This window comes from Thermus kawarayensis JCM 12314 (assembly GCF_055393575.1).
In genome coordinates this window covers 1,442,722-1,461,186 of the sequence record NZ_AP043756.1, presented here as the reverse complement: position 1 = coordinate 1,461,186, position 18,465 = coordinate 1,442,722, and the positions used below count along the sequence as shown (strand labels likewise).

Sequence of the window (18,465 nt, the reverse complement as noted above, 5' to 3'; positions counted from 1 at the left end):
GTTAGTATCGCACACCCCAAGGGAAGGGACAAGTGTCCTGCCTCACCTTTCGCCGGGGCCGCCGTCAGAGATCGGGGAGCCTCGAGGCCGCCTCCTTGAGCCTTTCCCTCGAGGCGTGGAGGTAGATCTGGGTGGTGGCGATGGACTCGTGCCCCAGGAGGTCCTTCACCGCGTCCAGCTCCACCCCCATCTCCACCAGGAGGGTGGCGTAGGCGTGGCGGAGCTTGTGAGGGGTGAGGCGCCTGGGGTCCAGGCCCGCCCTCAGGGCGGCCTCCCGGAACCGGGCCTCCACCCAGCGGGCCGAGGGGGCGCGGCCCTTGCGCCTTCCCTCTCGGAATGTGAAAATAAGCACATTCCCTTGGGGCGGGCCCAGCTCCAGAAGCGCCCCCTGGGCCGTCCGGGAAAGGGGCACGAGCCTTTCCTTGTTGCCCTTGCCCACCACCCGCACCGCCACGGGGTGGCCGCCCTCTAGGACCAGGTTCCGCCCCTTCAGGGAGAGGGCCTCGGAGATGCGCAGGCCCGTGCCGTAGAGAAACCGGGCCAGGGCCAGGAGAAGCCGGGCTTCCTTCTCCTCCGAGAGGGCCTCGAGGAAGCGCCTGAGCTCCTCGGGGCTCGGGTGCAGGGGAAGCCTCCGGCCCGCCTTGGGACGGCCGATGCCCTCGGTGGGGTCGGGGACCTCCTCCCCCCGGATCTCCCGCAGGTAGCGGTAGTAGCTCCTGAGGGCGGCCAGGAACCCCTGCACCCGCCGGGGGGCCCAGCGCTTGGCGAGGAGCAGGGCCCGCACCGCCTCGGGGCCCGGGGGGAGGCCTTCCTCCTCGAGGAAGCGGAGCCAGAGGGAGAGGTCCTGGAGGTAGCGCCGCACCCCCCGGACCGAGTAGCCCCGCTCCAAGAGGAGGTATTCCGCATAGGGGGCCAGGTCCGCAAGGGCCTTTTCGGGCCTTTTAACGCCGATGGTTTTCCAGATAACTGCCGGGCCGTCCGGTGGGACCATGGGGGCATTATACATGCGCGAAATGTACCTTTCGCGAACGACCTGCATCACCCCCCGGCGCTCCCCCGCTCAAGAAACCGGTGGACCGGAAGGGCGAGCCAGGCCCCGAGGACCGGGAAGAAGGCGGGCACCAGGGCGTACGGGTGGGCCGCCCCCGGCACCCCCACCAGCCAGGCCAGGGCCCTGGGGCCCAGGTCCCTGGCGGGGTTCAGGGCGAAGCCCCCGGGGCCCCCGAGCCCGTACCCCACGGCGGCCACGGTAAGGGCCACCCACAGGGCCACCAGCCTTCCGTCCCGGCCCGCCCGGAGGATGACCAGCATGAGGGCGAAGGTGCCCAGGGCCTCGGCCACCGCCCCGTTTGCCCAGGGGTAAGGGGCTTCCGGCTCCAGGCGCAGGGCCCCGGGTCCGGTGCTGAAGACGTTGGGCAGGCCCTGGGCCTCGAGGCCCGCCCCGTAGGCCAGATAGGCCCCCAAAGCCCCCAGGAAAGCCCCCAGGAACTGGGCGAGGAGGTAGGCGGGCACGAAGCGCCAGGGAAAGAACCCCCCCAGGGCGAGGGCCAGGGTCACGGCGGGGTTCAGGTGGGCCCCCGAGGCGTTGCGCGCCGCCAGGATGCCCACCAGCACGGCAAGCCCCGAGCCCAGGGCCAGGGTGTCGTAGCCGTAGGCCCCGGGGTTGAGGCGGGGAGCCAGAACCGCGTTGGCGGCGCTGCCCACCGTGAGGAGGACCAGGAGAAAGGTGCCCAAGAGCTCCCCAATGAAGGCCCGACGGACCCGTTCCATGGTCTCCCTACTCTACCAGGAGGCGGTCAGGGGGCCGTCAGCCCCCACCTCAGGCCGGGCCCTCGGGCTCCCGGAGGCGAAGGGAAGCCTCCCGGGCGATCCGGTCCCGCAACCAGAGGGCGCTTCCCTTGGCGACCCGCTTCTGGCTGGGGAAGTCCACATAGAAAAGGCCGAACCGCCTCGTATAGCCGAAGGCCCACTCAAAGTTGTCCATGAGGCTCCAGACGAAGTAACCCCTGAGGTCCACCCCTTCCCTTTTGGCCCGGAGGGCGGCCCCTACGTGGGCCTCGAGGTAGGCCACCCGCTCGGGGTCCTCCACCACGGCCTCCCCCCGCCAAAGGTCGGGGTAGGCGGCCCCGTTTTCCGTGATGTAGAGGGGCCAGGGCACCTCCCGGCCCAGGCGCTTCAGGAGATCGTAAAGCCCCTGGGGGTACACCTCCCACCCCATGGCCGTGACCGCTCCCACCGGCGGCAGGTAGCGCACGGGTAAGGGCCCAGTTCCCGGGGCTACCCGGGCCGGGGCGTAGTAGTTCACCCCCAGGAAGTCCAGGGGCCTGGCGATGATTTCCAGGTCGCGGGGGTAGGCGGGGACGGGCGGGGCCTCCCGGAAAGGGTTTTCCGGGTACCCCTTGCCCAGGATGGGGTCCAGGAAGTAACGGTTGTGGTAGCGGTCGGCCACGTCCACCGCCTCCGGGTCCTCGCCGTACACCGGGGCGAAGTTGAGGACGAGGCCCACCCGCCTGGCCCCCGCTGCCCTCAGGGCCTCCACGGCCAGGCCGTGCCCCAGAAGGAGGTGGTGGGCCGCCCGCAAGGCGGCCTCCAGGTCCCGCATCCCCGGGGCGTGCTCCCCCGTCCAGTGGCCTAGGAAGGCGGAACACCACGGCTCGTTGAGCGTGGCAAAGTACGGGACCCGGTCGGCAAGGGCTCGGGCCACCAGCCCGGCGTATTCGGCGAAGGCGTAGGCGGTCTCCCGGCTTCGCCACCCTCCACGGGCCTCCAAGGCCAAGGGGAGGTCCCAGTGGTACAGGGTGAGGAAGGGAACCAGGTCCGCCTCCAGAAGGCGGTCCACCAGGCGGTCGTAGAAGGCCAGGCCCTTGGGGTTGATCCGCCCCTTCCCCTCGGGGAGGATGCGGGGCCAAGCCACAGAAAAGCGGTAGGCTCCCACCCCGAGGAACCGCATCAGGCCGATGTCCTCTTCATAGCGGTGGTAGTGGTCGCAGGCGGGCTCCCCAGAGCTCCCGTCGGCGATGGCTCCCGGTCTCTTGGCGAAAGCGTCCCAGATAGAGGGCCCCCGGCCTTCTTCCCGGGTGGCGCCCTCAATCTGGTAGGCGCTGGTGGCTACCCCCCACAGAAAGTCATCTTCTCTTGTCGGCATCCCGATTCTCCTCGCCTTGCTTAGCCCTTCACCGCACCGGCGGTGAGCCCCTGAATCAGCTGCCGCTGCACGAAGAAAAAGAGCAACAGGACCGGCAGTGTGGCCACCGTGGCCGCAGCCATGACCAGGTCGTAGCGGTTCTGGTAGTTGCCCACGAAGTTGCGGATCCCTACGGGGATGGTGGCCGTGGCCTCGGTGGTGAGGACCTGGGCGAAGAGGAGCTCGTCCCAGGCGGTGAGGAAGATGTACACGGCGGTGGCGGCCAGGCCCGGCAGGGCCAGGGGGAGGATGACCCGGTAAAAGGCCTGGAAGGGGGTGGCCCCATCCACCAGGGCCGCCTCCTCCAGTTCCCTGGGGATGGAAGCGAAAAACCCCCGCAAGATCCAGATGCTCAGGGGCACAAAGAAGGCGGTGTAGGTGAAGACCAGCCCCCCGTAGCTTCCCACCAGGCGCACCTCGAGGCCCAACGCCACCCGGGCCCAGTTCTGGACGTGGATGTACATGATGTAGATGGGGATCAGGAAGAGGATCCCGGGGATCACCTGGGTCACGAGGACGCTCCCCCCGAAGAGCTCCGCCCCCGGGAAGCGGAACCGGGCGAGGGCGTACCCGGCGAAGGTGGCCACCGTCAAGGCCAAGGCCGTGGTGAGGAAGCAGACCAGGAAGGAGTTCTTCAAGTAGTGGAGGAAGGGCAGGACCCGCCAGATGTCCAGGTAGTTTCCCCACTGGGGCGTCTTGGGGAATAGGCTTCCCGTGGCCGCCTCCAGCTGGGTCATGAGGGAGGTGTTCACCATCCAGAAGATGGGAAAGAGGTGAAACGCCAGCACGGCGAAGAGGAGGAGGTTCGCGCCCCACCTAAGCCAGCGTTCCTCGCGCACGGCTCACCTCGCTTTCAGGTCCTCCCGGAAGACCCGGTACCAGAAGAGGATGAGCGCCAGGGAGAGGAGCATGTAGAGGGTGCTCGCCGCCGCCCCCAGGCCGAAGTTCCACATGCCGAAGGTGTTGCGGAAAAGGTTGGTCATGAGCAGGTCCCCCCACTCCCCCGGGTAGCCCGCCCCGTGGCCGAACATCATGTAGACGATGTTGAAGCTGTAAAGCGTTCCCAGGAACCCGTGGAGCAGGAGGACGGCCGTCACCGGGCGGAGCATGGGCCAGGTGACGTGGCGGAAGCGCTGCCAGGGCGTGGCCCCGTCCACCCTGGCCGCCTCGTAGAGCTCCTGGGGCACGGTCTGCAGGGCGGCCAGGTAGGTCACCATCGCGAAGGGCCAGCCCCGCCACACCGTGGGGACCACGATGGCCACGAAGGTGAGGGGGCCGATGAGCCAGTGGGGTTTCTCCGGGAAAAGGCCGAGAGCGTTCACGAGGAGGTGGTTGATGACCCCCTCCTTGAGCCACATGAACCCCCAAAGGAGGCCCACCACGTAGCTCGGCACCACCCAGGGGAGGAGGAACAGGCTCCGCCAAAGCCCCCGGAGGGGGAGGGGCCGGTTCAAGAGGTGGGCCACCAGGAGTCCCAGGGAGAGGTTCAGGGCGTTCACCGCCAGGGCGTAGAGAAGGGTGGTGCGCACGGCGTAGAGGAACCCGGCGCGGAAGGTGGACTCGGGGTTCAGGAGGACCTCCCGGTAGTTCTCCAAGCCCACGAAGGGGGCCTGGAGGTAGAGCCTTAGGGTCTGGAGCCTCAGGTCCAGGAAGCCCATGTAGATCCCTTGGAGCATGGGGCCGTAGTGGACGAGGAGCATCCCCAAAAAGGCGGGGGCGACGAAGAGGTAGGCGAGGCCGTACTTGCGCCAGAAAGTCTTCATGGGAGGAAAGGGGGGGCAAAGCCCCCCCATCCGCCTACCGGAGGGCCTGGTTGATGGCCAGGGAGGCCTTGTCCATGAGGTCCTTTAGGGCCTCACGGGTGAGCTTGCCCTGGGCCACCAGGTCCCAAGCCATGCCGAGGTGCTGCACCGCCAGGTTCTCCACCCCACCCCAGCCCGCCAGGGAGGGGTAGGTGCGGCCGAACTGGGCCGCCTGGATGAAGGTGCGGAGGAGGGGGTTCTGCTGGAACTCCGGCGCATTCCAGGCGGCGCGGAGGGCGGGGAGCATCCCGCTCGTCTGGGCGTAGCGGACCTGGGCCTCGAGGCCGCCCAGGTACTTGAGGAGTTCCTTGGCCAGGGGCTTGTTCTTGGAGAAGGCGAAGAGGGCGAGGTTGGAACCGCCGAAAAAGGTGTACCGCCCCTTGGGCCCGGCGGGATAGGGCGCCACGCCCAGGTTCTTGGCGGCGGGGCGCTCGGCGAAGCCGCCCTTGGCTTCGGGGACCTGGGCCCGCTGGATCATCCATGGGCCGCTGGCGAAGACGGCGCACTTCCCGGCCTGGAAGTCGGCCTCAATCTGGGCGGTGTTCTTCTCCAGGCTCTCCGCCGGGACGTAGCCCCTTTGGGCCAGGGAGAGGAAGAAGTACAGGCCTTCTAGGCTCTCCGGGCTGCTTAAGGCGCTCTGCCAGCGGCCGCTGGCTTGACGCACGATCTCCCCGCCCGCGCCCCAGATCCAGGGGGCGGCGTTGTGAAGTACATCCCAGGTGTTCTTTCCCGGGGTGCAGAGGGGGGCGAGGGGTTTCTTCGTTTCCGGGTCGGTGAACCGGGACTGGGCCAGGCGTGCGAGCCCTGCCTCAAAGTCCTGCCAACTGCGGAACATCTGGGCGGGGTCTACTCCGGCGGCCCTTAGGGCATCGGTGCGGTAGTAGAAGGCCCTGAGCTCCGAGAACCAGGGGACGGCCGTGGCCTGCCGCCCTCCCTCCAGCCGGGCGGTGCGCCACACGGCGGGGAGGTAAGCCCTCTCCCCGCCCAGGGCCTCCAGCACGTCGTCCACGGGCTCCAGGACACCCATGGCGCTGATCGCCCCCACCCACGTGGTGCCAAGCTGGGTAAGGTCCGGGCCCACGCCGCTGGTGGCGGCGGTGGTGATCTTGGTCCAGGCCACGCCCCAGTCCAGGACGGTCACCTTTACCTGTACCCCACGGGCTTTCTCAAAGGGGGCCACCAGGGCCTTGAAGTCCTCGGCCGGCTGGGCGCTGTTGGGCATGATCCAGACCTCGAGGGTCCCTTGAGCCACGGCCAGGGGTGCGAGGGCGAGGATGATTGAAAGCGCTTTCTTTAGCATACGCTCCACCTCTTTTGGCAAACCCGCCTTCAGGCGGTCCAGAACCTTAGGCCGAAAAGCCGCTCTTTCCCTTCAGGCTCCCACCTCCCTTACCGAGGCCCTCTCCACCAAGGCCAGCTCCAGGTGGGGTAGGTTGGGGGACTCGCCTCCAAGGACCGCCCGGAGGGCGCGGCCCAGGGCCATCCCGATCTCCTGGATGGGCTGGCGCACGGTGGTGAGGGGGGGGGTCTGGTAGGCGCTCAAGGCCACGTCGTCAAAGCCCATGAGGGAAACATCCTCCGGCACGCGAAGCCCCCGCTGGTAAAGGTAAAGCCGGGCGCCAAAGGCCGTCTGGTCGTTGGCGGCGAAGATGGCCGTGGTGTCGGGGTAACGGCGGAAGGCCTCCTCCGCCGCAAGGTAGCCCCCGTCCTCCTCCAGGTTGCCGTAGACCACCCGGGCCTCGAGGCCGGCCTCCCGCATGGCCTTGCGGTAGCCCAGAAGCCTTTCCCGCACGTCCAAGCCTCCCCGGTGGCTGGAAATGTGGACGATGCGAGTGTGGCCTCGCTGGAGGAGGTAACGGGTGGCCTCGTAGGCGGCCTTCTGGTTGTCCAAAAGGAGGGACCAGGCCCTCGGGCCTTCCACCCGTTGGCCGAAGGCCAAGACCGGGATGCCGAGGTCCCTCAGGGCCTCCCCGCCCAGGGCGGTGCCCAGGAGGACCAGGGCCTCTACCCGATGGGCCTTCAGGAACTCCAGGGCCTCAAGCTCCCGCACCGGGCTCCAGTGCCCGGGCACGGCGATGGGGCGGTAGGGGGTGGTTTCCAGCTCCAGGGTGAGGGCCTCGAGGATGGGGCCGAAGAAGGGGCTCGCGAAGTCTGAGATCAGAATGCCCACCGCGTAAGAGCGTCCCGTGGCCAGACCTTGGGCCAAGGGGCTCGGCGCGTAGCCTAGCTCCTCCACCGCCTGGAGCACCGCCCGCACCTTCTCTGGGGAGACCCGGGCGGTCCCGTTGAGGACTCGGGACACCGTGGCCGGGGAAACCCCGGCGCGGCGGGCCACCTCTTCAATGGTGGGGCGGGTCCGGGTCATGGTTGAGGTTAGGGTAGCACGGCTTGAAAGCGCTTGCAAGCCCCTGGCCGAAAAGCGCCTGGGCGAGGCCCTTGTAAGCCTGCCCCTTGACGAAAGGGACCTGCCCCCGTAAGCTGCTACCGACCGTTTGGTAGGGAGGCCTCATGCCCCAAGCCTGGATCGTGGAAGCGGCGAGAACCCCCATCGGCAAGCACGGGGGGGCGCTGGCTTCGGTGCGCCCCGACGACCTTCTGGCCCACGTCCTCTCCGCCCTCATGGAGCGCTCGGGGGTGCCCAAGGAGGAGGTGGAGGACGTCTACGCCGGCTGCGCCAACCAGGCGGGCGAGGACAACCGCAACGTGGCCCGTATGGCCCTCCTCCTCGCGGGCTTCCCCGTGGAGGTGGCGGGGTGCACCGTGAACCGCCTCTGCGGCTCCGGCCTCGAGGCCGTGGCCCAGGCGGCTCGGGCCATCTGGGCCGGGGAGGGCAAGGTGTACATCGGAAGCGGGGTGGAGTCCATGTCCCGCGCCCCCTACGCCCTCCCCAAGCCCGAACGGGGCTTCCCCACCGGGAACCTGGTCGTGTACGACACCACCCTGGGCTGGCGCTTCGTCAACCCCAGGATGCAGGCCCTCTACGGCACCGAGAGCATGGGGGAAACCGCCGAGAACCTGGCGGAGATGTACGGGATCCCCCGGGAAGAGCAGGACCGCTTCGCCCTCCTCTCCCACCGGAAGGCGGTGCGGGCCTGGGAGGAGGGGCGCTTTAGGGAGGAGGTGGTCCCCGTGCCGGTGAAGCGGGGCAGGGAGGAGGCCCTGGTGGAGGTGGACGAGGGCCCGAGGCGGGACACCTCCCTGGAGAAGCTCTTAAGCCTAAAGCCCGTCTTCCGGGAAGGGGGCACGGTGACCGCGGGGAACAGTAGCCCCCTGAACGACGGGGCGGCGGCGGTGCTCCTCGTTTCCGACGACTACGCCAAGGCCCACGGCCTGAAGCCCCTGGCCCGGATCCGGGCCATGGCCGTGGCCGGGGTGCCCCCCCGCATCATGGGCATCGGCCCCGTGCCTGCCACGAGAAAGGCTTTGGAGCGGGCGGGGCTGAGCCTCTCGGACCTCGGCCTCATTGAGCTCAACGAGGCCTTCGCCGCCCAGAGCCTGGCCGTGCTCCGGGAGTGGGGCCTAGACATGGAGGACCCCCGCCTGAACCCCAACGGCGGGGCCATCGCCCTGGGCCACCCCTTGGGAGCCTCGGGGGCCCGGATCCTCACCACCCTGGTCCACGAGATGAGGCGGAGGGGCGTCCAGTTTGGCCTCGCCACCATGTGCATCGGGGTGGGCCAGGGCATCGCCCTCGTGGTGGAGGCGGTGGGATAAGGGTGGGGGGTCTTCCCTGCCCTTGGTCAGGATGCCGGGCGTTTATGCTTGTGTATTTTTTCACGATTCTACTCGCTCGTGAATACAAGCTCCGCTCCAGGCCACACCTGCCCCAAAAGCCACAGGTCCCGCCCCTCCACCACCGCGGGCTTGGCGTAACCCCCTAGGCTTCCCTTGTCGGCCAAAAGCACCAGGGGCTTCCCCGAGGGCGGCACCTGGATCCCTCCCAAGGGCGTGGCCTCGGAAAGCCCTTCCCCACCCGGCACCTCCGGGCCTAGAAGCTCCACCCCCATGCGGTCCGCCCGCGCCACCCGAAAAGGCCCGGCGGTAAGGGCCCTCCAAGCCTCCCCCGTATACTGGGGCCCCCGCCGAAGGCGCACCCGAAAGGCCTCCGGCAAGGGCCTCAAGGCAAAGGCCCTCCCCGGCCGGACCGCCCGTTCCACCCTAAGCCCCAGCACGTCCCCCGCCCGCAAGGGACGGCCGATCCGGCCCCTGAGATCCGGGGAAACGGAACCGAAAAAGGAGGCGGCCTCCAGGCCCCCCGCCACCGCCAGGTACCCCCGCACCCCCCGTCCCCTAGGCCGGAAGCGCAGGGTCTTCCCCTCCCGCCAGAGGAAGCTCCGCCCCGGGAGGACCTCCTCCCCCTCCAGGAGGACCGCCAGGCCGTACCCGGCGAAGGCCGCCACCAGGGGCCTCAGAGCGGTGAGGACGGGGCCTTTGTAGGCGATCTCCAAAAGCGGGGCCCCTTCCGGGTTGCCCACCAGGCGGTTGGCCACCCCGGCGGAGTAAGGGTCCAGGGGCCCCGAACGGGCCAGGCCCAGATGCCCCGCCAGAAACCGCCCCCCGTCCACCACCAGGTCCAAAAGGCCCGGCTCCTCCACCCGGAAGGCGGGAAGGGCCGGTTCAGGGGGCAAGAGCTCCAGGGGCTCGGGCTCGGGAGGGACGGGCCCTTCGGCCTCAAAAAAGCGCACCCGGTCCCCGGGGCGGAGGAGGAAGGGCTCCTCCCGGTGGGGGTCGTAGACGGCCAGGAGGGCCCTTCCCAGGAGGTTCCACCCCCCGGGGGAAGGCAGGGGGTAGATGCCCGTCTGCGCCCCGGCCACGGCCACGCTGTGGGCCGGAACCCGGGGCCTGGGGTGGGGCTTGCGGGGGAGGCGCAGGGCCTCCTCCACCAGGGCCATGAAGGGAAAGCCGGGGGTAAACCCCAGGGCGTAGACCCGGTAAAGGGGCCTCTGGTGGAGGGCCTTCACCCCTTCCGGGGTGAGCCCCGTCCTCCGGGCCACCTCCAGGAGGTCCTCCCCATCGTAGCGCACGGGGATCCCCACCACCCTCTCCCCTCCCCTCCCCTCCTCGGGGAGGGCGTGAAGAAGGCGGAGGAGCCGCTCCCTGGAGGTTATTCTGGGATCATATTCCAGGTAAAGCGTGCCGTAGGCGGGGACCGCCTCCAAGAGGCCGGGGGGAGGGCTTTGAAGAAGACCCTGGGCCAAGGCCAAGGCCCGGCGGTTGGCCTCCTCGGAGAGCCCTTCCCCGAAGCGTAGGTAAAACCCTTCCCCCACACCCTTACTCTACCGCCCCCGGCATGACCCGCCCCTTAAGCTCCCGATCGGGCAAGGGCAGGAGGAAGAGGAGGGCGGCAAGGATGAAGAAGGCGCTATAGAGGAAAATCCTCCGCAAGGCCTCGGTGATCCCCAGGCTCAGGGCCTCCTTAAGCTTGGCCTTGACCGCCTCCAGCTGGGCCCGCACCTCTTTGGAAACCGCCTCCAGGGCCCTGGCCTGGGCCTGGCCCAAGGCGGCCTCGATGGACCCCGCCGCCTGTCCTTCCGCCTCCTTCAAGCCCTTTTCCACCTGGGCCAGGACCTGCGGGCGCAGGGCGGGCGGGGGAGGGTTTTGCAGGAGGTCTTGGAGCCTCGAGCCCAGGAGAGGGGAGGCGAGGAGGAAGGCCCGGGCCTCCCGGTCCCCCTCCCAGGCCCTGGCCAGGAGGGCGAGGGTGCCCCGGACCAGGCCGCCTTCAGGGATGGCTCTTTTCAGCTCCTCCGGGACCTGGGGGTCCTCCTTTAGGGCCCGGTAGGCGGCCTCGTCCCCTTGCAGGGCCTTCAGGGCCAGCCCCCGCAGGCGGGCGAACCGGGCGGGGATGCCCCCCGGGGTCAGCCCTTTCCGGAAGGACTCGGGCACCATGGGATCCCCCTGGAGGGCCCGGTAGGCGGCCTCGTCACCGGCGAGGGCCCGGAGGAGGAGGTCCTCCAGGCGGGCGAACTCCCGGTCCAGATCCAAGGCCATCCCCTCCCCCGCCCGCGCCACGGCGGGGGCGGAGGCGCCGCCGGGAAGGGCCTGGGACAGGTGGGCGCTAAGGCTACCCGCCAGCACCGTCCCGAGGAGGGCGACGCCCATGGTGGACCCGATCTGCCGCATAAACTGCACGGCGCTGGTGGCGCTCCCGATGCGGGTCATGGGGACATCGTTCTGGGCGGCGATGTTGAGGAGGCTTTGCGCAGGCCCTAGGCCCAGGCCCACCAGGAAGAAGAGGAGGACCGCAAGCCAAAGGGGCGTGTCCACGCGGAGAAGAAAATGGAAGGCGAGGAAAAGGGCGAGGAGGAAGGAGGCGCTTCCCAGCAAAAGGGCCTTGTAGCGGCCCAGGCGGGAGGAGAGCTGCCCACCGCCCACGCTGCCCAGGACCACGCCCAAGGTCAGGGGGAGCACCGTCACGCCGCTTTGGCTTGCGGAAACCCCCTTCACCACCTGGAGGTAAAGGGGCAGGAAGGCCACCGCCCCCAGGAAGGCGGGCCCGTAAAAGAAGGAGGCCAAGGCGGCGAGGGTGAAGGTGGGGATGCGGAACACGGAGAGGTCAAAGAGGGGGTGCCTCACCCTAAGCTCCGCCGCCACCCAGAGGAGGAGGCCCAAGGCGGCCAAGGCGAAAAGGCCAAGGATCTCGGGGCTTCCCCAAGGATAGGTGCTTCCGCCCCAGGAGAAGGCGAGCATCAGAGGCACCGCCCAGCCCGCCAGAAGAAAGGCCCCCAGGAAGTCAAAGGGCTCCCGGTGCCCCGGGGAGAGCCTGGGCATGTGGCGGAGGATGAACCAAAGGGCCACGGCCCCCACGGGCATGTTGATGTAGAAGACCCACCGCCAGGAGAGGTGGTCGGTGAGAAGCCCCCCGAGCCAAGGCCCCACCGCCGAGGAGAGGCCGAAGAGGGCACCGAAGGCCCCAGCAAGCCTCCCCCGTTCCTTGGGCGGGAAGAGCACGGCGATGGTGGTGAGGGCCAGGGCGAAAAGGGCCCCACCTCCCAGACCCTGGAGGCCGCGGAAGAGGATGAGCTCGGCCATGTCCTGGGAAAGGCCCGAGAGGGCCGAGCCCAGAAGGAAGAGGAGCACGGCCGTAAGGAGGATGCTCTTGCGGGAGAAAAGCTCGGTGAGGCGGCCGAAGATGGGGGCGGAAACGGTGGAGGCCAGGAGGTAGCTGGTGGTGACCCAGGCGTAGTACTCCGCCCCCCGTAGCTCCCCCACGATGCGGGGCATGGCCGTGGAGACGATGGTCTGGTCCAGGGCCGCGAGGAAAAGGCCCAGGAAGATGCCTATCATGGTGAAGCGAACCTCTTGGGGCGTGGGGTCTTTCATGGTTCCTCCAGTCGGGCAAGGAGTTCCACCAGGAGGGCCTGTTCCTCCGGGGTGAGGCGGGCGAGGCGCCGGGCCAGGGCGGCCTCCAGAAGGCCCTCGGCCTGGGCCAGGGCCTTCTCCCCCTTAGGGGTGAGCTCCAGGCGGTAGCGGCGGAGGTCCTCGGGGTCCAGGCTTCGCCGGAGGAAGCCTTGGGCCTCGAGGCGCCTTAGCATCTGGCTCACCGTGGGCGCGGGCAGGCCCATGGCCCGGGCGGCCTCCATGGGGTAGGGATGCCGCTGGACCACCCGGAGGAGCCAGGGGGAAAAGCCGCTCAACCCGAGCCGGGCCAGCTCGGGCTCGGTCTCCTCCCGGAGGGCCCTCTGGAGCCTCCAGATGCGGGCCAGGGCGGTCCAGACCACGGGGGCATTTTATTTGCCCCCAAATAGTTCAAATGTAAAGTAACTTACACCCCGGGGCCCCCTTGACGGGGAAGGAAGGCGGGGAATAGGGTACGGGCGAAGGAGGTGCGCATGCAGGGCCTTTTCTACAGCCAGGGCCACGACCACTACGCCCTGGACCCGGATCTGAAAGCGGTCTTGGACACCTTTGCCCCGGGCCTTCCCCAGGAGGAGCTTTCCGCCTTTGGAAGGTTGGTGGGGGAGGAGGTCCTGGAGGTGGCCCATCACGTGGACGCCCTCTCCCCTCCCCGCCTCTTGATGCACGACCTGGACGGCAACCGCATAGACCGGGCCTGGCTCTCCCCTGCGGAGAGGGCCCTTTTGGAAAGGCTCCGCCCCATGGTCCGCCCCGCCTACGAGGGCCGGGGCTGGCCCCTGCACTACGCCTTGGGCTACCTTCTGGCCGACGGGGGGCTTTACTGCATTCTCACCATCACCCACCAGGTGGCCTATGCCCTCCACAAGTACGCTCCCGAGTGGGAAGGGGTGAAGCGGGAACTCCTCTACGGGAAGGCCTTCGGGGCCACCTGGATGACGGAGATCCAAGGGGGGAGCGACCTGGGGGCGAACCGCACCCTGGCCCGGAAGGAGGGCGGGGCCTTCCGCCTCTACGCCGGGGACAAGTACTTCGCCTCGGGAGCGGGCCTCGCCGACTACGCCATCGTCACCGCCCGGCCCGAAGGCGCCCCGGAGGGCCCCAAGGGGCTCGCCCTCTTCCTGCTTCCCCGGGAGGTGGAGGGGAGGCTCAACTTCCGGGTGCGCCGCTTTAAGGAGAAGCTGGCCACAAGGGCCGTGCCCTCGGGCGAGGTGGAGCTGGAGGGTAGCCTGGCCTACCCCATCGGCAGGCCGGAGGAGGGGATCTACTACACCCTGGAAAACCTCACGGTGAGCCGCCTGGCCAACGCCGTGGCCGCCATGGGCCTCGCCAAGAAGGCCCACCTCGAGGCCCTCTTCCGGGTGCGCCGCCGCACCGCCTTCGGCCGGAGGCTCTTGGACCACGACCTGGTGGCGCAGGACCTCCTGGAGATGCGCCTGAGGCAGGTGGGGGGCACCGCCCTGGCCTTCTTGGCCGTGGCCCAGTTTGACCGGGTCTGGGAGGAGAGGCCGCCCTACACCGAGGCCTACCACCTGGCCCGCCTCCTCTCCCACCTGGCCAAGGGGCGCACCGCCGAGCACGGAACCGCCGTCACCGCCCTGGCCATGGAGCTCTTCGGGGGCCTGGGCTTTCTGGAAGACTACGGCGTGGCCCGCTTCCACCGGGAAGCCCTCATCACCCCCATATGGGAGGGCCCGGCCAACATCCAGGCTCTGGACATGCTGGAGGCCATCGCCAAGAAGGGGGCCCACGAACCCTTCTTGGATATGCTCCGGGAGAATCCCCTGGCCCTGGAGGCAGCGGAAAAAGCCTTAAAACGCCTCCAGGAAGAAGGCCCCTGGTACGCCAAGGAGGCCTTGAGGCGCCTCGCCGACGCCGCGGCGGTCTACGCCTTGGGGAAGGTGGCGGAGGACCCCTTCCCCGAGCTTGCCGGGCTCTACGCCCGGCGTTTTCTGGAAGGGGAGGCCCTCCCCGCCTGGGGGCGAAGGCCCGGGCTCTACGACCCCTGGTGGAGCCTCTCGTAGAGAGGCCCCAGGTCCTCGGGGCGGAAGCGGGCAGTGTAGCCCTTGGGGGGAAGGGGCTCCCGGTAGAAGAAGGCGGGGAGGCGGTCGTCCTCGTGGGTGAAGCCCGCCAGGTGGTTGAAGCGGTGCTCCAGGCGCAGGACCCCTTCCCCAAGCTCCCTCCAGAAGCCCGGGGCGAGGGCGGTGCCGAGGGCGGCGTTCACGCTCTCCACGATGAAGGCCACCTCCTTGTTGGTCACGCTCCCCCCGAAGACGCAAAGCCCCAGGCTGTCGTTGGCCGCGGCGTTCACCTGGGCGGTGTAGCTCGCCTCCAGGATCTCCTCCGCCCTCATGGCCCGGGTCTCCAGCCGGGGGGCGTTCCCGGCGGTGTGGTCGGCCCCTTGGGCGGTGACCATCATGGTGATCCCCGTGGCCTCCACCACCCTGGGATCGTAGGCGGAGATGGCCTGGCGCTTGATCACGGGAACCCGCTCAAGCCCCAGGGCCTCCCCCACCCGGGCCGTGCCCTGGGCGAGGAGGCGGGCCTCCTCGGAAGGGGTGTAGAGGGCCTTTAGCTTCCTCTCCAGGAAGGCGTAGTCCCCCCAGGAAGCAAGGCCCTTCTCCATGAGGAGGGCCAGGGTGGCCCCGGTCTCGATGGTGTCCACCCCGAGGTCGTTGGCCAGGCGGTTGAGCCGGGCGAGCTCATCGGGGTCGTTTAGGCCGCAGTTGGTGCCGAGCAGCCCGATGGTCTCGTACTCCAGCCCGATGGTCTCGTACTCCAGGGGGGAGACCACCTCCTCGCCCTTCTCGTCCACGATGACGTTGGAGCACTGGATCACGCACCCCGGCATGCAGGCGTGGGTGTGCTTGCCGCCCCGGGCCTTGTTGAGGGGAGCGATGTGCTGCCCGCCCATGCGGAAGGCCTCGGGAGGCGCCAGGCGCCCTTCGCGGAAGTTGCGCACGGGAAGCCCCCCGAAGGCGTTCTGGAAGTCGGCCATGCCCATGGTGCCGATGGCGTTGTAGAACTGCATGACCAGGGGGTCTTCCCGAAGGAACCTGGCGTAGCGGCGGATGGCCTCGGCCACCTTGGGCTTATCCCAGACCTCCGCCCTCCCCGGCACCTCCACCACGATGGCCTTCACCCGTTTCCGCCCCATCACCGCTCCCACGCCTCCCCGGGCGGCGAGGCGGGAGGGGCGGCCGTCCGTGTCGGAGAAGGCGATGCCGGAAAGGAGCCCCAAGTACTCCCCCACAGGCCCCAAAAGGGCGAAGGCGATCCGCTGCCCGTAGGCGGCGAAAAGCCGCCTCGCCGCCTCAAAGTTCCCGAGGCCCAGGAGGCCCCAGGCGGGGTCAAAGTGGACCTCCCCGGACCGGGTGAGGCGGAGGACCACCCACTCGGGGCTTTCCCCCTCCAGGACCAGGTAGGAAAGCTTCAGCTGGCCCAGGGCGTAGCCGAAGGTGCCCCCGCCGTTCGCCTCCTTGAGGCCGAGGGTGAGGGGGCTACAGGTGCCCACGCTGGTGCGGTTGGCGTTGGAGAAACCCGTCCCCGCCAAGGGCCCCACGGCAAAGACCAGGGGGTTTTCCGGGGAAAGAGGATCAAAGCGGTAGGCCTCCCGCTCCAGGAGCATCTTCCCCGTGCGGTACCGACCCCCAAAGGCCACCTCCTCGGGGGAGACCTCTTGCCAGTAGGCCTTCCTCGCCTTCAGGTCAACCCGCAAAGACCGCCACACCGTCCACCTCCACGCGCGCCACCCGGGCCTCCTCCGGGTACCCAGGTCCGCCCGGGGCAGACCCCTGGCCTCAGGTTGAGTGTAGGGGAAAGCCCCCTCGCCACGGGAATCCCCTGCCCCCCAAGCCCCACCCTAGGCCACCTCCACCTCCACGCGCCGGAGGGCCCGGGAAAGCCGCTCCACCCCTTCCAGGAACTCCTCCTTCCCGATGGTAAGGGGTGGGGCCACGATGAGGACGTTGTGCTTGGCGAGAAGGTAGACCCCCTCCCGGAATAGCGCCCTCACGAGCGCCCCCATGGCCGGGCTCAAGGGAGCGTGCCAGGGGGAGAGGGGCTCCTTGCTCCCCCGGTCCCTCACCAGCTCCACCCCGTAAAACGCCCCCAGGCCCCGCACCTCCCCCACCCAAGGATGGGCCTTAAGCCCCTCCAAGGCCGAGCGGAAGAACCCTTCCATGGCCCGCACCCGGGCAAAAAGCCCCTCCTCCCGGTAGGCCTCCAGAACCGCAAGCCCCACCGCCACCGCCAGAGGGTGCCCCGAGTAGGTGTGCCCCGTGGGCAAAGGGGTCTCGTCAAAGTAGCGGGCCAGCCCCTCCCGCAGAAGCACCCCGCCCAGGGGCACATAGCCCGAGGTCACCCCCTTGGCAAAGGTGATGAGGTCCGGCACCACCCCGAAGCGCACCGCGGCGAAGGCCTCCCCCACCCGCCCAAAGCCCGTCATCACCTCGTCAAAGACCAAGAGGATGCCGTGGCGGTCGCAGAGCTCCCGCACCCCCCTAAGGTATCCCTCCGGGTAGACGATGACCCCGTTGGAGCCCACCACCGGCTCCAAAACGATGGCCGCCACCCGCCTCGGGTCCTCGTGGAGCAACACCCTCTCCAGGTGCTCCAGGGCCCGCCCCGCCTCCTCCTCCGGGTCCTCCGTGTAGAAAGGGCTCCGGTAGGGGTAGGGGGCAAAGAAGTGCACCACCCCGGGGATGGCCGGCTCGGCGGGGAAGCGGCGGTTCTCCCCCGTGAGGGCCGCCGCCCCGTGGGTGGCCCCGTGGAAGGAACGGTAGGCGGCAAGCACTTTGAACCGCCCCGTAAGGTGCCGCACGAACTTGATGGCGTCCTCGTTGGCCTCGGCGCCCGAAGGGGTGAAGAACACCCTGCCCCCCTCCGGCCAGGGGGCAAGGTCGGAGAGGGCTTTGGCCAGGAGGGCCCGCTTGTCGTGGAAAAGGCTCGGGGCGGCGTAGGCCAGGGTGGACGCCTGCTCGGCGATGGCCCGCACCGCCCGGGGGTGGCCGTGCCCCAGGTTCACCGCCACCAGCCCGGCGGAGAAGTCCAGGTACCGCCGCCCCTCCCCGTCATACAGCCACACCCCCTCCCCACGCACCACCAGGGGAGGGTCCAGGTCCTTCTGGGCCAGCCAGGGTGTGAGCACGTGCTTCCGGTGGAGGACTTTGAGGTCCATTTACCCCGATTATATGCCCCCCCTCTCCCCAAGGGGTCCGGGGAGACCGGGCTTGACAAATGTTTGAAAATGCATTATCACTACTGTCATGAGCCTCCGGCACATCCTTCTGGTCCTCGGCTTCCTCCTGGCCCCCGCCCTGGCCCAGGTCCGGGTGGCGGCCACCACCCCCATCCTGGCGGATCTGGTCCGGCAGGTGGGGGGAAACCGGGTGGAGGTGGTGGCGGTGGTCCCCCCGGGGACCGACCCCCACACCTTTGAGCCCACGCCCTCGGTGGTCAAGGCCCTGGCCCAGGCGCGGGTGCTCTTCGCCAACGGGCTTGGCCTCGAGCCCTTCCTCCCCAAGCTCCTCGGCCTCCTCCCCAAGGGGGCCAAGGTGGTGAGGCTGGGAGAGGGCCAGCCAGACCTGATCTGTGGCGAGGAAGCGCACGAAGAGCATGCGGAACACGGCCCCTGTGACCCCCACCTGTGGTTGGACCCCAGTTATGCCCTGCGCTACGCGGAGCGGATCCAACAGGAGCTTTCCGCCCTGGACCCTGCGGGCAAGGCCCAGTACCAGGCCAACTTGGACCGCTTCAGGAAAGAGGTGGGAAAGCGGGACGGGGCCTTCCAGGCCTGCGGCCTCCGAGGCCTGAAGGTAGTGGTCCAGCACGATGCTTTCCGCTACTTCGCAAGGCGGTACGGCCTCGAGGTGGTGGGGGTCCTGAGCCAGGGCGGGGCCCAGGAGGTGGGAAGCAAGAGCTTCCTGGCCCTTTTGGAGAAGGCCAAGCGGGAAGGGGTGAGGCTCGTCCTCGCCGAGCCCCAGTTCCAAGGGCAGGCCCTGAAGACCCTGGCCGAGGCCATCGGGGCCCGGGTGGCCGTGCTCTACACCGACACCTTGGACCAAAGGGTGAGAAGCTACCTGGACCTCCTGGACCACAACCTGAAGGCCCTTTGCCCATAATGAG

The 18,465-nt window shown here is 69.0% G+C and carries 15 protein-coding genes; 3 read left to right on the top strand and 12 right to left on the bottom strand.

Going from position 1 to position 18,465, the window contains the following annotated elements; all coding sequences use genetic code 11:
• Positions 1-64: 64 nt before the first annotated feature.
• From ACZ5RK_RS08115 to ACZ5RK_RS08085, 7 genes are all read right to left on the bottom strand, one after another.
• Positions 65-1,006 (bottom strand): tyrosine-type recombinase/integrase, encoded by a 942-nt coding sequence (locus ACZ5RK_RS08115; RefSeq protein ID WP_464908742.1) that lies wholly within the window; start codon positions 1,004-1,006, stop codon positions 65-67.
• Between the two features lie 32 nt (positions 1,007-1,038).
• Positions 1,039-1,770 (bottom strand): MIP/aquaporin family protein, encoded by a 732-nt coding sequence (locus ACZ5RK_RS08110; RefSeq protein ID WP_464908741.1) that lies wholly within the window; start codon positions 1,768-1,770, stop codon positions 1,039-1,041.
• A 49-nt stretch (positions 1,771-1,819) separates the two neighbouring features.
• Positions 1,820-3,145, bottom strand: coding sequence for a GH1 family beta-glucosidase (locus ACZ5RK_RS08105; protein WP_464908740.1), 1,326 nt, complete (start codon positions 3,143-3,145; stop codon positions 1,820-1,822).
• 20 nt (positions 3,146-3,165) lie between these two features.
• Positions 3,166-4,023: a carbohydrate ABC transporter permease gene (locus ACZ5RK_RS08100; RefSeq protein ID WP_464908739.1), complete on the bottom strand. Its 858-nt coding sequence runs from the start codon at positions 4,021-4,023 to the stop codon at positions 3,166-3,168.
• 3 nt (positions 4,024-4,026) lie between these two features.
• Positions 4,027-4,947 (bottom strand): carbohydrate ABC transporter permease, encoded by a 921-nt coding sequence (locus ACZ5RK_RS08095; RefSeq protein WP_464908738.1) that lies wholly within the window; start codon positions 4,945-4,947, stop codon positions 4,027-4,029.
• A 34-nt stretch (positions 4,948-4,981) separates the two neighbouring features.
• On the bottom strand, positions 4,982-6,286 hold the full coding sequence (locus ACZ5RK_RS08090) for a sugar ABC transporter substrate-binding protein (RefSeq protein ID WP_464908737.1): 1,305 nt from the start codon (positions 6,284-6,286) through the stop codon (positions 4,982-4,984).
• Positions 6,287-6,358: 72 nt separating this feature from the next.
• Positions 6,359-7,351: a LacI family DNA-binding transcriptional regulator gene (locus ACZ5RK_RS08085; RefSeq protein WP_464908736.1), complete on the bottom strand. Its 993-nt coding sequence runs from the start codon at positions 7,349-7,351 to the stop codon at positions 6,359-6,361.
• 143 nt (positions 7,352-7,494) lie between these two features.
• Here ACZ5RK_RS08085 and ACZ5RK_RS08080 point away from each other — a divergent pair, with 143 nt between their 5' ends.
• Positions 7,495-8,700: a thiolase family protein gene (locus ACZ5RK_RS08080; RefSeq protein ID WP_464908735.1), complete on the top strand. Its 1,206-nt coding sequence runs from the start codon at positions 7,495-7,497 to the stop codon at positions 8,698-8,700.
• 68 nt (positions 8,701-8,768) lie between these two features.
• Here the strand turns inward: ACZ5RK_RS08080 and pxpB are convergent, their stop codons facing one another.
• From pxpB to ACZ5RK_RS08065, 3 genes are read right to left on the bottom strand one after another with little or no spacing between them, the layout of a single operon-like run.
• Positions 8,769-10,253: a 5-oxoprolinase subunit PxpB gene (gene pxpB / locus ACZ5RK_RS08075; protein WP_464908734.1), complete on the bottom strand. Its 1,485-nt coding sequence runs from the start codon at positions 10,251-10,253 to the stop codon at positions 8,769-8,771.
• 4 nt (positions 10,254-10,257) lie between these two features.
• On the bottom strand, positions 10,258-12,306 hold the full coding sequence (locus ACZ5RK_RS08070; protein ID WP_464908733.1) for an MDR family MFS transporter: 2,049 nt from the start codon (positions 12,304-12,306) through the stop codon (positions 10,258-10,260).
• The gene (locus tag ACZ5RK_RS08065) at positions 12,303-12,704 is read right to left on the bottom strand and encodes a MarR family winged helix-turn-helix transcriptional regulator (RefSeq protein WP_464908732.1); all 402 of its coding nucleotides are present in this window, start codon (positions 12,702-12,704) and stop codon (positions 12,303-12,305) included. The genes ACZ5RK_RS08070 and ACZ5RK_RS08065 overlap by 4 nt, the downstream gene beginning before the upstream one ends.
• Positions 12,705-12,815: 111 nt before the next feature.
• Between ACZ5RK_RS08065 and ACZ5RK_RS08060 the strand changes: the two genes are divergently transcribed.
• On the top strand, positions 12,816-14,363 hold the full coding sequence (locus ACZ5RK_RS08060) for an acyl-CoA dehydrogenase family protein (protein WP_464908731.1): 1,548 nt from the start codon (positions 12,816-12,818) through the stop codon (positions 14,361-14,363).
• Here ACZ5RK_RS08060 and ACZ5RK_RS08055 read toward each other — a convergent pair.
• Positions 14,336-16,069, bottom strand: a complete 1,734-nt coding sequence (locus ACZ5RK_RS08055; protein ID WP_464908730.1) for an aldehyde ferredoxin oxidoreductase C-terminal domain-containing protein — start codon at positions 16,067-16,069, stop codon at positions 14,336-14,338. The genes ACZ5RK_RS08060 and ACZ5RK_RS08055 overlap by 28 nt on opposite strands.
• A 132-nt stretch (positions 16,070-16,201) precedes the next feature.
• The gene (locus tag ACZ5RK_RS08050; RefSeq protein WP_464908729.1) at positions 16,202-17,518 is read right to left on the bottom strand and encodes an aminotransferase class III-fold pyridoxal phosphate-dependent enzyme; all 1,317 of its coding nucleotides are present in this window, start codon (positions 17,516-17,518) and stop codon (positions 16,202-16,204) included.
• A gap of 88 nt (positions 17,519-17,606) precedes the next feature.
• Here ACZ5RK_RS08050 and ACZ5RK_RS08045 point away from each other — a divergent pair, with 88 nt between their 5' ends.
• Complete coding sequence (locus tag ACZ5RK_RS08045) at positions 17,607-18,461, top strand: metal ABC transporter substrate-binding protein (RefSeq protein WP_464908728.1); 855 nt, start codon at positions 17,607-17,609, stop codon at positions 18,459-18,461.
• Positions 18,462-18,465: the final 4 nt, after the last annotated feature.